Here is a 13,472-nt window from a genome sequence, read left to right as displayed (position 1 = left end):
AGGAAGATACGACCGAACAGACGTACCGCGGCGTTCGGTTCGGCCGGCGCACTCGTCGCCGCCACCCTGATGGCCACCACCATGGCCGCGCCCACGGCCACCGCCAGCACCGGCGGTGCGAGCCAGGACCGTGAGCAGCGCGGCGCCGCGATCGCCGCGGAGCGCGCCGCGAAGGCCGGGATCGCCTGGGCGGACTGCCCGGCCGACTGGGGCCTGGAGAAGCCCATCCAGTGCGGCTGGGTGACCGTGCCGCTCGACTACGCCCACCCCGACGGCAAGCAGATCAAGCTCGCCGTCGACCACATCGGCAACACGGGGACCAAGGAGGAGCGCCAGGGCGCGCTCGTCTACAACCCGGGCGGCCCCGGCGGCTCCGGCATGCGCTTCCCGCGCCGCGTCACGACCAAGGCGCCGGTGTGGGCCAACACGGCCAAGGCCTACGACTTCGTGGGCTTCGACCCGCGCGGTGTCGGCCACTCCGCGCCCATCTCCTGCATCGACCCGCAGGAGTTCGTCAAGGCGCCCAAGGCCGACCCGGTCCCGGACAAGGAGACCGACAAGCTGGCCCAGATCAAGCTCGCGCGTGAGTACGCCGACGGCTGCTACGAGCGCAGCGGCGAGATGCTGCCGTACATGACCACGCCGAACACTGTGCGCGACCTGGACGTCATCCGCGCCGCCCTCGGCGAGAAGAAGCTCAACTACCTGGGCGTCTCGTACGGCACGTACATCGGCGCCGTGTACGGCACCCTCTTCCCGGGCCACCTGCGCCGCATGATCGTGGACAGCGTGGTCAACCCCTCCCGCGAGAAGATCTGGTACGAGGCCAACCTCGACCAGGACGTCGCGTTCGAGGGCCGCTGGAAGGACTGGCAGGACTGGGTCGCCGCCAACGACGCCACGTTCCACCTCGGCACCACCCGGGACGCGGTCCAGGCGCAGTGGCTCAAGCTGCGCGCCACCGCCAAGAAGAGCCCCATCGGCGGGGTCGTCGGCCCGGCCGAGCTGATCTCCTTCTTCCAGAGCGCCCCGTACTACGACTCCTCGTGGATCCCGGTCGCCACCGTCTTCAGCAAGTACGTCGCCGGTGACACCCAGGCCCTGATCGACGCGGCCGCTCCGGACCTGTCCGACACCAAGGGCAACATCACCTCGGAGAACAGCAACGCCGTCTACACGGCCGTCGAGTGCACCGACGCCAAGTGGCCGACGAGCTGGAGCAAGTGGAACCGCGACAACACGCGGCTCAACAAGGACTACCCGTTCATGACCTGGGCGAACGCCTGGCTGAACCTGCCGTGCGCGTTCTGGCCGGTCAAGCAGCAGTCCCCGGTGAACGTCAAGTCCCACAAGGACCTGCCGCCGGTGCTGATCGTGCAGTCCGAGCGGGACGCCGCCACCCCCTACGACGGCGCCGTCGAGCTGCACCAGCGCTTCAAGGGCTCGCGCCTGATCACGGAGAAGGACGCCGGTTCGCACGGCGTCACGAGCCTGGTCAACCCCTGCATCAACACCCGGGTGGACACCTACCTCCTCACCGGCAAGCTGGACTCCGCGGACGTGACCTGCACGCCGCACGCCACGCCGAAGCCGTAGCCGGCACGACGTGACAGCAGGGGCGGCCGGTATTCACCGGCCGCCCCTGTGGCGTTGCTGACGCATCCTCAACTGAGCGGCATGCGCGGGAACTTGCGTTCCTTGGCGGCCGCGGCGGCCTCCTCGGCCTTCACCACGGCCGCGTACCGGTCGACGTACTCCTGCTCGGACAGCGTCAGGATGGCGTACATGATCTCGTCGGTGATCGCGCGCAGCACCGCCTTCTCGTGCTCCATGCCGGCGTAGCGGGAGAAGTCGAGGGGCTCGCCGAAGCGGATGACGACGGGGCTGAAGCGGGGGACGACCTTGCCGGGCGGCTGCGCCTCGAAGGTGCCGATCATCGCGCAGGGCACCACCGGCACCCCGGCTCTGAGCGCCATCACCGCCACGCCCACCTTGCCCTTGTACAGCCGGCCGTCGTGCGAGCGCGTGCCCTCCGGGTAGATGCCGAGCAGCTCACCCCGGCTCAGCACCTTGAGCCCCTCCCGGATGGCCGCCTGGCCCGCCTCCTTGCCGGAGCGGTCGACCGGGATCTGCCCGGCGCTGCGGAAGAAGGCCGCGGTGAGCCGCCCCTTGATCCCGGGGCCGGTGAAGTACTCGGCCTTGGCGAGGAAGGTGATGCGCCGTTTGAGCACCGCGGGCATCAGGAAGTGGTCGGAGAACGACAGATGGTTGCCCGCGACGATGGCGGCACCCGAGTCCGGCACATGCTCCAGGCCTTCGATGCGGGGCCGGAACAGCAGCCGCAGCAGCGGCCCCAACAGCACGTATTTCAGCACGTAATAGAACAAGGGGATCGCGCTCCCTTCGCCAAAGCGGCGGGGCCGCCACGTTCTAGCAGGTCAACCGGTATGTCGTGAGGTGACAGTGTAGGCGCGCCCGTCAGTGGCCGGAACGGGCCCAACGGCCCGCGCCCGTACGGACTTTCACAGCCGCACGATCACCAGGGCCGCGTCGTCCGTGGCGCCGCCCGGCGGCAGCAGCTCCAGCAGGACGGCGTCCGCCAGGGTCTCCGGGTCCGATGTGCGGTGCCGGGTCAGGGAGTCGGCGAGCCGGGACAGGCCGGTGCCGATGTCCTCGCGGCGCCGCTCCACCAGCCCGTCCGTGTACAGGGCGAGCGTGGCGCCGCTCTCGTAGGTGGTGCTCGCCTCGGGTCTGGGCACGGGGTCGGGGCGCGCGTCCAATGGCGGGTCAGTGGCCAGGTCGAGGAACTCCACGCGGCCGTCGGCGTGGACCAGGGCCGGCGGGAGATGGCCGGCGCTGCTGTAGGTGATGGTGTGCTCGTCGAAGTCGATGAAGGTCGTGACCGCCGTCGCCGACTCGGCGCCATCCACGACATGGGCGTACCGGCCGAGCACGTTCAGGGCCTGTGCCGGGCCCGCGGCGACCCGTGAGGCGGCGCTGAGCGCGCTGCGCAGCTGGCCCATCACCCCGGCGGCCGCCAGGCCGTGGCCGACCACGTCGCCCACCGAGACGCCGATGCGATTGCCGCCGACCAGGTCGACGATGTCGTACCAGTCGCCGCACACGTTCAGCGCGCCCACCGCCGGCCGGTAACGCACCGCCGCCCGGCGGTACTTGACCTGCCGGCCCGCCGGCAGCATCGCCTCCTGCAGGGCGAGCGCGACCTCGCGTTCACGGGCGTGCGCCTGGCGCAGCCGCTCGTTGAGGTCCTGCAGTTCCCGGGCGCGGGTGTACAGCTCGGCCTCCAGCACCTGCGTATGGGTCCCGACGTTGCCGCCGGCGCGGTTGCGGCGGGCCCGGATCAGCTCGGTGACCTCCTCCACACGGTGCACCAGCAGCACCACCGTGCCGTCCGGTCCGAGCACCGGCGCGTTGACGGGGCTCCAGTAGCGCTCGCGCCAGTGGCCGGGCTGCTCGGGGTCCTCGACGTCGTAGCGTTGCAGGGCCATGGTGTCGCGCTCGCCCGTGGCCACGACGCGCAGCATCGACGCCTGGACGTCGCGCATGCCGGTCGCGGCCGGGTCGTTGGGGTTGTCGGGGAAGACGTCGAAGATGTAGCGGCCCACCAGCTGGTCGCGGGTGCGTCCGGTCAGGCGCTGGAAGTCCTCGTTGGCGTCGGCGTAGACCAGGTCGGGGGTCAGCAGGGCCACCATGCCGGGCAGGGCCTGGAAGACGGCTGCGTAGTCGATCGCCGTGTCCTTCATGACTCACGCCCTATCTGTCCGGATTGCGCTATTTTAGGCTCCGCCTCCGGATCGTTCAGCGCCTGCTCCGCCCAGATGATCTTTCCCTCGGCCGCGAAGCGGGTGCCCCAGCGCTGGGTGAACTGGGAGACCAGCAGCAGTCCGCGTCCGCCCTCGTCCGTGGTGCGCGGGTGACGCAGATGGGGTGCGGTGGCGCCGCCGTCGTAGACCTCGCAGACCAGCGCGCGGCCCCGGATCAGCCGGACCCGGATGGGGCCGCCGGCGTGCCGGATGGCGTTGGTGACCAGCTCGCTCACGACGAGTTCCGTCGTGAAGGCCAGCTCGTCCAGTCCCCAGTCCGCCAGCCGACGGGTCGCGGCGCGGCGCGCGTCGGCCACCGCCGCCGGATCGGCCGGCACCTCCCACTCCGCGACCCGCCCGGCCCCCAGTCGTCGCGTGCGGGCCATCAGCAGCGCCACGTCGTCGTGCGGACGATCGGGCGCCAGCGCGTCCACGACCGCACGGCAGCGCACGTCGAGGGCGTCCGCAGCGTGCGCCAGGGCCTGCCGCAGCCGGTCCCGCCCCGCGTCCGGCGCCCACCGCCCGCCCCGCGCCAGCAGCCCGTCCGTGTGCAGCGCGAGCGTGCTGCCCTCCGGCAGGACCAGCTCGGCGGACTCGAAGGGCGGGCCGCCGGTGCCCAGGGGCGGGCCCTGCGGCAGGTCGACGAAGGACACCGCGCCGTCGGGCAGCACCACGGCCGGCGCGGGATGTCCCGCCGCCGCCATCGCGCACCGCCCGTCCACGGGGTCGTAGACGACGTACACACACCCCGAGCCCACGGACTGACTGCCCTCGCCCGGCTCCGAGTCCGGCTCCTCGGCGGCAGAACCGTGGATCCCCTCAACACCCTCCGGGGCGTCCTCGCGGGCCGAGCGGGCCACCAGGTCGTCGAGATGGGCGAGGACCTCGTGCGGCGGAAGGTCCAGCGCCGCCAGCGTGCGTACGGCGGTGCGCAGCCGCCCCATCGCCGCCGCGGCCGCGATGCCGTGCCCGGGCACCTCGCCCACCACGAGCGCCACCCGCGCCCCCGACAGCGGGATCAGGTCGTACCAGTCGCCGCCCAGCCCGGTCAGCTCGTCGGCCGGGCGGTAGCAGGCGGCCACCGCGACCGCGTCCTGCTCCGGCAGCCGGCGGGGGAGCAGACTGCGCTGGAGCACCAGGGCCGCCTCCCGCTCACGGGTGTAGCGGCGGGCGTTGTCCAGGCACACCGCGGCCCGCGAGACGAGATCCTCGGCCAGGGCCAGGTCCTCCGCGTCGAAGGGCTCCCGGCCGTGCCGCCGGAGGAACGTGGTCAGGCCCAGCGTCACGCCCCGGGCGCGCAGCGGCACGAGCAGCACGCTGTGCGGCCCCAGCTCCCTGAAGGTGGCCGCCCGGTCGCCGGCGATCCCGGTCGACCACTCCTGCGCCGGCGGATCCAGCCGCTCCGCACGCCAGGCGCGCCCGGCGGAGAGCGCGCGCAGCGGCGGCGAGCCGGGTACATACAGGGTCCGCTCCCCCACCTGGACGACGGCCTCGGGCATGCCCGCGGTCACCGACCGCTGGCCCGCCCGGCGCAGCGGCACGGCGTCCGCGCCCCCTTCCGGCACCCGAGCGGGCTCCGCGCCGCGCAGCACCGATTCCAGCAGGTCCACCGCGACGAAGTCGGCGAAGTCCGGCACGGCCACGTCGGCCAGCTCCTGCGCGGTGCGCACACAGTCCAGGCTGCGCCCGATGCACCGCCCGGCCCGGTCGAGCAGGGCGAGGCGCTGCCGTGCCCGGTGCCGCTCGGTGACGTCGACCACCGTGTAGTACACGCCCATGGGACGGCCGTGCTCGTCGTCCAGACGGGTGAAGGACAACATGTGCGCGGTCTCGCGGTGCGGCGCCGAGCGGACGCGGCCCACGTGCTCGTAGCCGACGATCGGCTCCCCGGTCGCCAGCACCTGCCGCATGCGCGCCTCGACGGCCTCGGCGTCGATGCCGGGCTGGATGTCCGCCAGCCGCCGCCCGAGCCGTTCGGCGGGCGGGCCGCCGCCGAACCGGGCGAGGGCGGCGTTGGACCACGCGAAGCGCAGATCGGTGTCGACGATCGCTATGCCGATCGGGGAGCGGGCGACCATCTGTTCGAGCACCCCGCGGCCCATGTCCCAGCCGGGAGCCTCGGCCATCTCGTTCATGAGCACGAGCCAGCGCGAGGGCCCCTGGACCTCCACGGCCGAGGTGATGCGCACCATGACCCGCACCGGCTCGCCGCCCCGGCGCCGCGCCATGAGCAGCCCCGCCCAGCCGCCGTCGGCCCGGCAGCGCGCGAGCAGCTCCGGGAGCCGGGCGGCGTCCTCGTCGCCCAGCAGCCGGTCCATCCCGGTGCCGATCACCTCGGCGGCCGGATACGCCAGCAGGCGCCGCGCGCTGCCGGTCCAGCTCGTGACCACGCCGTCCGCGTCGAGCAGCAGGGGCGCGGCATCGGCCACGTCGAACCAGCGGCGGCCGGCGTCGTGCTCCTCATGTGCAGCACCCACGGCCGACCTCTCTGTCGCTGAGAGCGGGTCGCTGAGAGGGGTCCACCACCTCTTCCTTCCCCCCTCACCCTGCACGCACGGAAGCGGGTCGGCTACCCGGGGGAGACGACGGAGCGAAGAGCGGGGAAGCGAACGCTCCCCGTGAGCCGCGACCCGTTGCGCCGAACGGGTTCCGGCGCACGGGGAGCGCCCGGGGTGACGAGGGGACCGCTCAGGCCCCCTGGCCCAGCACCTTCTCCAACGACCCCAGCGCGGACGTCAGTTCGTCCGCCGTGATCGTCAGCGGGGGCGCCAGCCGGATCGTCGAGCCATGGGTGTCCTTCACCAGGATCCCCTCCCGCATCAGCCGCTCGCTGATCTCACGGCCCGTGCCGATCGCCGGGTCGACGTCCACGCCCGCCCACAGCCCGCGCGCGCGGAAACCGACGACGCCCTTGCCGACCAGCCCGGCCAGCCCCTCCCGCAGCAGCACGCCCAGCTCGGCCGCCCGCCGCTGGAACTCGCCGGTCTCCAGCAGCTCCACCACCGCCAGCCCGACCGCCGCCGCCAGCGGGTTCCCGCCGAACGTCGACCCGTGCTCGCCCGGGTGCAGGACGCCCAGCACGTCCCGGCGGCCGACCACCGCCGACACCGGCACGATGCCCCCGCCCAGCGCCTTGCCGAGCAGCACCACGTCCGGGACGACCCCCTCGTGCTCGACCGCCAGCGTGCGCCCGGTGCGGCCGAGGCCCGACTGGATCTCGTCGGCGATGAAGAGGCAGTTCTTCCGCCGGGTCACCTCACGAACCCCGGCGAGATACCCGTCGTCCGGGATCATGACCCCGGCCTCGCCCTGGATCGGCTCGATGAGCACCGCCGCCGTGGTCTCGTCGATCGCCGCCTCCAGCGCGGCCAGGTCGTTGTACGGCACGACCCTGAAGCCCGGCGTGAAGGGGCCGAAGCCCGCCCGCGCCGTCTCGTCCGTGGAGAAGCTGACGATGGTCGTCGTACGGCCGTGGAAGTTGTCCGCGGCGACCACGATCGTGGCCCGGTCGGTGGGGACGCCCTTCACGTCGTACGCCCACTTGCGGGCCACCTTGATGCCGCTCTCCACCGCCTCCGCGCCGGTGTTCATCGGCAGCATCATGTCCGTGCCGGTCAGCCCGGTCAGCCGCTCGGCGAACACGGCGAGCCGGTCGTTGTGGAAAGCCCGTGAGGTGAGCGTGAGCCGGTCCAGCTGGTGGTGGGCCGCCTCGATCAGCGCCGGATGGCGGTGGCCGAAGTTCAGGGCCGAGTAGCCGGCCAGCATGTCGAGGTAGCGGCGGCCCTCGACGTCCTCCACCCAGGCGCCCTCCGCGCGGGCGACGACGACCGGCAGCGGGTGGTAGTTGTGCGCGAGGACCGGCTCCTCGGCACGGATCAGCTCGTCGGAGGTGCGCGCGGCGGCGGGAGCGGTCATCAGCGGATCTCCTGGGTGCAGCACTTGATGCCCCCGCCGGCCTTGTGGAACTCCGACAGGTCGACGGGGACGGGGACATAGCCGTGGTCGGCGACACGGGCGGCGAGCGCCTCGGCCTGCGGGGCGATGAAGACATGGCGGCCGTCGGAGACGGAGTTCAGGCCGAAGGCCATCGCGTCCTCGCGGGTGGCCAGGATCGCGTCCGGGTAGAGCCGGGCCAGCACCTCGCGGCTGCCCGGCGAGAACGCCTCCGGGTAGTACACGACATTGTGCTCGTCGAGGACGAACAGGGCCGTGTCGAGGTGGTAGAAGTACGGATCCACCAGCGTCAGGCTGATCACCGGGTGCCCGAAGAACTCCTGGGCCTCCCGGTGCGCCTCGCGGCTGGTGCGGAACCCGGTGCCGGCCAGTACGTACCGCCCCGTCCAGACCAGGTCGCCCTCGCCCTCGCACACCGACTCCGGGCGGTGCACGGCGTATCCGGCGGTCTTGAACCAGGTGTCGTAGTGCGTGGACTCGGGGCGCCGCTCCGGCGCGTGGAAGAGGGAGCCGAGGACCCGGCCGTCGACGACGACCGCCGAGTTCGCGGCGAAGACCATGTCGGGGAGTCCGGGGACCGGCTCCACGGCGTCCACGGTGTGACCGTGGGCGCGATAGGCGCTGATGAGCGCCTGCCACTGCTCCTGGGCCAGGTCGACGTCGACCTGGGTGTCGGGGTGCATCCAGGGATTGATCGCGTACTGCACGGCGAAGTGTCTGGGTTCACAGACGAGAAAGCGCCGGGGGCGCGGCACACGGCTGTCGGACACAGAGGGGTCCCTCCGTATTTCCTACGGTGTCGACGGGGGTTGACACCACGGTAGGAAGTGACCGATCCGGTCGACAAGGAACGAAAGCTGCGTGTTCACGCAGTGATGCTGCGTCTTGATCGTCCTCAACGCACGTCTGGTGCGGGCTGACTGGCGCCGGCCTCCGGGCTCTCCGGCAGCAGATGGGACAGCACCATCACACTGATCGTCTTCCGGATGAACGGCTCGGCGCGGATCCGCTCCAGCACCTCCTCGAAATGCTCCACGTCCCGCGCCCGCACATGCAGCAGAGCGTCCGCGCCGCCGGTCACCGTCATCGCCGCGGTGATCTCCGGATGGTTGCGCACCACCTCCGCCAGCCGCCGCGGCGGGGCCGCGCCCTCGCAGTACACCTCGACATAGGCCTCGGTGCGCCAGCCCAGCGCCGACGGCTTCACCGTCGCCGTGAACCCGGTGATCACACCGCTGTCCCGCAGTCGGTCCACCCGCCGCTTCACGGCCGTCGACGACAGCCCGATCGCCGTGCCGATCTCGGCGAAACTCGTCCTGGCGTTCGCCATCAGCGCGGTGATGATCTTCCGGTCGAGCTCGTCGAACGGACCCGGAGTACTGCTCATGCAGGCACTGTATCCAGCGGCAATGTCCACGCAGGGCACATGTGCACCGGTACGGAATGCTCCTACACTCCAGCTTCATGTTGCGCGCCCTCGCCGTCGACGACGAACGGCCCTCGCTGGAGGAACTCCTCTATCTGCTGAACGCGGACCCGCGGATCGCCGGCGTCGAGGGCGCCGGGGACGCGACCGAGGCGCTGCGCCGCATCAACCGCGCCCTGGCGTCCGGCCCGGACGGCCCCGACGCCCTCGACGTGGTCTTCCTCGACATCCAGATGCCCGGCCTCGACGGGCTGGATCTCGCCCGGCTGCTCACCGGCTTCGCCCGGCCGCCGCTCGTCGTGTTCGTCACCGCCCACGAGGACTTCGCCGTCCAGGCCTTCGACCTCAAGGCCGTCGACTACGTCCTGAAACCGGTCCGCAAGGAGCGCCTCGCCGAGGCCGTACGCCGCGCCGCGGCCCTGCGCGACACCGCCCCGCGCATCCCCGTGCACGAACCCGACCCCGACCACATACCCGTCGAACTCGGCGGCGTGACCCGCTTCGTCCCCGTCGACGACATCACCCACGTCGAGGCCCAGGGCGACTACGCCCGACTCCACACCGACAAGGGCAGCCATCTCGTCCGGATCCCCCTGTCCGCCCTGGAGGAGCGCTGGCGCGCCCGCGGCTTCGTCCGCATCCACCGCCGCCACCTCGTCGCCCTGCGCCACGTGGGCGAACTCCGCCTCGGCGCCGGCACCGTCGGCGTCGTCGTGGGCGGCGAGGAACTCCAGGTCAGCCGGCGCCACGCCCGCGAACTGCGGGACCTGCTGATGAGGAGGACCTGACGGTGCCTCAGGACCCTGCCGAACGCCGTGTCGTCGTCACCGGCCCGCCCCGGCGCGGCCGCCGCGCCCTCGGCTACTACCGCCCCCGCACCGAGATCGACGAACAGACCACCCTCGGCCACACCTACGTCCGCTCCCTCATGCGCTCCCAACTGCGCGCCGGACTCACCGGCTTCGCCGTCCTCGCCCTGCTCATCGGACCCCTGCCGCTCCTGTTCGCCGCGATGCCGGCCGCCCGCCGCCTGGAATGGGCGATCCTCGGCTTCGGCCTCTACGCGCCCCTCGTCCTGCTCGCCCGCTGGTACGTCCGCCGCGCGGAACGCAACGAGAGGGACTTCGTGCGCCTCGTCGAGGACCGATGAACTCCGGTTACGCGGTCTTGGCCGTCGCGCTCGTGGTGGTCGCCACCGTCCTCGTCGGCGCGTTCGGCCTGCGCGTCTCCCGCACCACCTCCGACTTCTACGTCGCCTCCCGCACCGTCGGCCCCCGGCTGAACGCGGCCGCCATCAGCGGCGAGTACCTCTCCGCCGCCTCCTTCCTCGGCATCGCCGGCCTCGTCCTCGTCCAGGGCGCCGACATGCTCTGGTACCCCGTCGGCTACACCGCCGGATACCTCGTCCTGCTCCTCTTCGTCGCCGCGCCCCTGCGCCGCTCCGGCGCCTACACCCTCCCCGACTTCGCCGAGGCCCGGCTCGGCTCCCGGCCCGTACGACGGCTCGCCGGGGCCTTCGTCGTCGGCGTCGGCTGGCTCTACCTGCTGCCCCAGCTCCAGGGCGCGGGACTGACGCTCACCGTCCTCACCGGAGCGCCCGACTCCCTCGGCGGCGTCATCGTGGCCCTCGTCGTCACCGCGACCGTGGCGGCCGGCGGCATGCGCAGCATCACCTTCGTCCAGGCTTTCCAGTACTGGCTGAAGCTCACCGCCCTCCTCGTGCCCGCCCTCTTCCTCGCCCTCGCCTGGCAGGGCGACGGGGCACCCCGGCACGCCTTCGAGGAGCCGGCCGCCTTCCGCGAGCAGCGGATCGTCCGCGTCGACGACACCCTCGACCTCCGGCTCGACCGGCCCCTGACAGCGACCGTCACCGGCACGGTCGACGGCCGCCGGCACGACGACGCCGAACTCGAACTGCCCGCCGGCACCCATCACATCGAGCGCGGCGCCCGCCTCACCTTCGCCCCGGGCACCGCCGTCCCCGTCGCCGAGCGCGGCAGCAACGGCGGCATGTCCACCTCCCTCACGGCCGGCCGCGAGGAGCGCCCGCTGTACGCCACGTACGGGCTGATCCTCGCCACCTTCCTCGGCACCATGGGCCTGCCGCACGTCGTCGTCCGCTTCTACACCAGCCCGCACGGCGTCGCCGCTCGCCGCACGACCGTCGCCGTGCTCGCCCTCATCGGCGCCTTCTACCTCCTGCCGCCCCTCTACGGCGCCCTCGGCCGCCTCTACGCCCCCGAGCTCGCCCTCACCGGCGACGCCGACGCGGCCGTCCTGCTGCTGCCCGACCGGATGATCGGCGGCCTCGGCGGCGACCTGCTCGGCGCGCTCGTGGCGGGCGGCGCCTTCGCGGCCTTCCTGTCCACGGCGTCCGGCCTGACCATGGCCGTCGCGGGCGTCCTCGCCCAGGACGTGCTGCCCACCCGCGGCGTCCGACACTTCCGGCTGGGCACCGGGATCGCCATGGCGGTGCCCCTCGCGGCGAGCGTGCTGGTCGGCGGGCTGCCCGTGGCCGACGCGGTCGGTCTCGCCTTCGCGGTGTCGGCGTCCTCCTTCTGCCCGCTGCTGGTCCTCGGCATCTGGTGGCGCCGGCTCACCCCGCCCGGCGCGGCGGCCGGCATGGTGGTGGGCGGCGGCGCGGCCTTCGTGGCCGTCACCGCGACCATGGCGGGCCTGCCCGGCACCGGCTCCCTGCACGCCCTGCTGGCCTGGCCCGCGCTGTGGTCGGTCCCGCTGGGCTTCCTCACCATGATCCTGGTGTCCCTCGCCACGCCGGGCCGCGTCCCCCCGGGCACGGCGGCGATCCTCGCCCTCTTCCACCTGCCGGAGCAGCTGCGGGCGACGGAGGTGAAGGCGTGAGCGGCTTCCTCGCGGGGCTCCTGGTCGCCGTCCTGCCCCTCCTCGCGGCCGGATTCTGGCTCGGCCGCCGCACCGCGCGCCCCCGGAGCCTCGGCGGACTCGGCACACCGGTCGAGCACGCCACCTTCCAGACCCTGCACACCGCCTCCCTCGCCGCACCCCCGCTCCGCGCGGGACTGACGGAGGAGACCGCCCGCAAGTCGGCCCGCCCGCTGCGCTCCCTGCTCGGCACCGACGCCCTCTGTCTCACCGACGACCAGGGCGTCCTGGCCTGGGACGGGGTGGGCGCCCACCATCGCGCGGAGACCATGGCGAAGCTGGCGGGCGCCCTGGACAGCGGCCGCGGCGAGGCGTTCCCGCTGAGCTGCGCCTCACCCGACTGCCCGGTCCGCTGGGCCGTGGTCGCCCCGCTCACCGTGGACGACCGGGTCCACGGCGCCCTGGTCGCCTGCGCGCCCCGCGAGTCCGCCGTCCTCGTCCGGGCCGCCGGCGAGGTCGCCCGCTGGGTGTCGGTCCAGCTGGAGCTCGCCGACCTCGACGACTCCCGCACCCGGCTCATCGAGGCCGAGATCAAGGCGCTGCGGGCCCAGATCTCCCCGCACTTCATCTTCAACTCGCTCGCGGTGATCGCCTCGTTCGTCCGCACCGACCCCGAGCGCGCCCGAGAACTCCTCCTGGAATTCGCCGACTTCACCCGCTACTCGTTCCGCCGGCACGGCGACTTCACCACCCTGGCCGACGAGCTCCACGCCATCGACCACTACCTGGCGCTGGTGCGGGCCCGCTTCGGCGACCGCCTCGCCGTCACCCTCCAGATAGCCCCGGAGGTCCTGCCGGTGGCCCTGCCGTTCCTGTGTCTGCAGCCCCTCGTCGAGAACGCCGTCAAGCACGGCCTGGAGGGCAAGGCCGACATGTGCCACATCGAGATCACCGCGCGGGACGCCGGCGCCGAGGCGGTCGTCACCATCGAGGACGACGGCGTCGGCATGGATCCCGCCCTGCTGCGCCGCATCCTCGCCGGGGACGTCGGCCCCTCCGGCGGCATCGGGCTGTCCAACGTCGACGACCGGCTCCGCCAGGTGTACGGCGACGACCACGGGCTCGTCATCGAGACCGCCCCCGGGGCGGGCATGAAGATCACCGCCCGGCTGCCGAAGTACCAGCCGGGGGTGCACTCGGCGGGCCGGCTCGCGCCGGGCTGAGGCTCAGGTGCCGCGCAGCACGATCATCGCGAGGGTGATCAGCCCCAGCACGACCCAGCCGAACCACAGCCAGCCGTTGCTGCCGAGCGCCACCGTGTAGGCGGTCACCACGACGAGACCGCCTACGGTGAGCGCCCCCATCGTCCGTGTGGAACTGTCCGTCGAACCGGGCATCGCGGCACCCTCCTCAGGACACCCTCCTCA

Annotated in this window: 12 protein-coding genes; 5 read left to right on the top strand and 7 right to left on the bottom strand. The window is 72.7% G+C overall.

The annotated features are described in order from the left end of the window. The first annotated feature begins 69 nt into the window (after window positions 1-69). Window positions 70-1,596: an alpha/beta hydrolase gene (locus tag ACZ5NW_RS31945; RefSeq protein WP_468747603.1), complete on the top strand. Its 1,527-nt coding sequence runs from the start codon at window positions 70-72 to the stop codon at window positions 1,594-1,596. 68 nt (window positions 1,597-1,664) lie between these two features. Here ACZ5NW_RS31945 and ACZ5NW_RS31940 read toward each other — a convergent pair whose 3' ends face one another. The 6 genes from ACZ5NW_RS31940 to ACZ5NW_RS31915 all read right to left on the bottom strand — a co-directional run bounded on the left by ACZ5NW_RS31940 (window position 1,665) and on the right by ACZ5NW_RS31915 (window position 9,165). Further along, a complete protein-coding gene (locus tag ACZ5NW_RS31940; RefSeq protein ID WP_468747478.1) occupies window positions 1,665-2,387 on the bottom strand; it encodes a lysophospholipid acyltransferase family protein in 723 nt (240 codons plus the stop codon). 135 nt (window positions 2,388-2,522) lie between these two features. Continuing rightward, a complete protein-coding gene (locus ACZ5NW_RS31935) occupies window positions 2,523-3,764 on the bottom strand; it encodes a PP2C family protein-serine/threonine phosphatase (RefSeq protein WP_468747477.1) in 1,242 nt (413 codons plus the stop codon). Next, on the bottom strand, window positions 3,761-6,301 hold the full coding sequence (locus ACZ5NW_RS31930; protein WP_468747476.1) for a SpoIIE family protein phosphatase: 2,541 nt from the start codon (window positions 6,299-6,301) through the stop codon (window positions 3,761-3,763). Before ACZ5NW_RS31930 ends, ACZ5NW_RS31935 begins: the two co-directional genes overlap by 4 nt. Window positions 6,302-6,512: 211 nt before the next feature. After that, entirely contained in the window at window positions 6,513-7,739 is a 1,227-nt protein-coding gene (rocD, locus tag ACZ5NW_RS31925) for an ornithine--oxo-acid transaminase (RefSeq protein ID WP_468747475.1), read from the bottom strand. Beyond that, window positions 7,739-8,548 (bottom strand): dimethylargininase, encoded by an 810-nt coding sequence (gene ddaH, locus ACZ5NW_RS31920; RefSeq protein WP_468747474.1) that lies wholly within the window; start codon window positions 8,546-8,548, stop codon window positions 7,739-7,741. The genes rocD and ddaH overlap by 1 nt, the downstream gene beginning before the upstream one ends. Window positions 8,549-8,673: 125 nt before the next feature. Then, window positions 8,674-9,165: an Lrp/AsnC family transcriptional regulator gene (locus ACZ5NW_RS31915; protein WP_468747473.1), complete on the bottom strand. Its 492-nt coding sequence runs from the start codon at window positions 9,163-9,165 to the stop codon at window positions 8,674-8,676. A 77-nt stretch (window positions 9,166-9,242) separates the two neighbouring features. Here ACZ5NW_RS31915 and ACZ5NW_RS31910 point away from each other — a divergent pair, with 77 nt between their 5' ends. From ACZ5NW_RS31910 to ACZ5NW_RS31895, 4 genes are read left to right on the top strand one after another with little or no spacing between them, the layout of a single operon-like run. Then, window positions 9,243-9,992, top strand: coding sequence for a LytR/AlgR family response regulator transcription factor (locus tag ACZ5NW_RS31910; RefSeq protein WP_468747472.1), 750 nt, complete (start codon window positions 9,243-9,245; stop codon window positions 9,990-9,992). Between the two features lie 2 nt (window positions 9,993-9,994). Beyond that, on the top strand, window positions 9,995-10,354 hold the full coding sequence (locus ACZ5NW_RS31905; RefSeq protein WP_468747471.1) for a hypothetical protein: 360 nt from the start codon (window positions 9,995-9,997) through the stop codon (window positions 10,352-10,354). Further along, window positions 10,351-12,066, top strand: coding sequence for a sodium/solute symporter (locus tag ACZ5NW_RS31900; RefSeq protein WP_468747470.1), 1,716 nt, complete (start codon window positions 10,351-10,353; stop codon window positions 12,064-12,066). Before ACZ5NW_RS31905 ends, ACZ5NW_RS31900 begins: the two co-directional genes overlap by 4 nt. After that, window positions 12,063-13,268 (top strand): sensor histidine kinase, encoded by a 1,206-nt coding sequence (locus tag ACZ5NW_RS31895; protein ID WP_468747469.1) that lies wholly within the window; start codon window positions 12,063-12,065, stop codon window positions 13,266-13,268. Before ACZ5NW_RS31900 ends, ACZ5NW_RS31895 begins: the two co-directional genes overlap by 4 nt. Window positions 13,269-13,271: 3 nt before the next feature. Here the strand turns inward: ACZ5NW_RS31895 and ACZ5NW_RS31890 are convergent, their stop codons facing one another. Then, on the bottom strand, window positions 13,272-13,442 hold the full coding sequence (locus ACZ5NW_RS31890) for a hypothetical protein (protein WP_468747468.1): 171 nt from the start codon (window positions 13,440-13,442) through the stop codon (window positions 13,272-13,274). Between the last annotated feature and the right edge of the window lie 30 nt (window positions 13,443-13,472).

The organism is Streptomyces sp. NPDC032126, assembly GCF_055580085.1.
The sequence above is the reverse complement of the archived record's forward strand: the minus strand, read 5'-3'. Positions and strand labels throughout refer to the sequence as shown.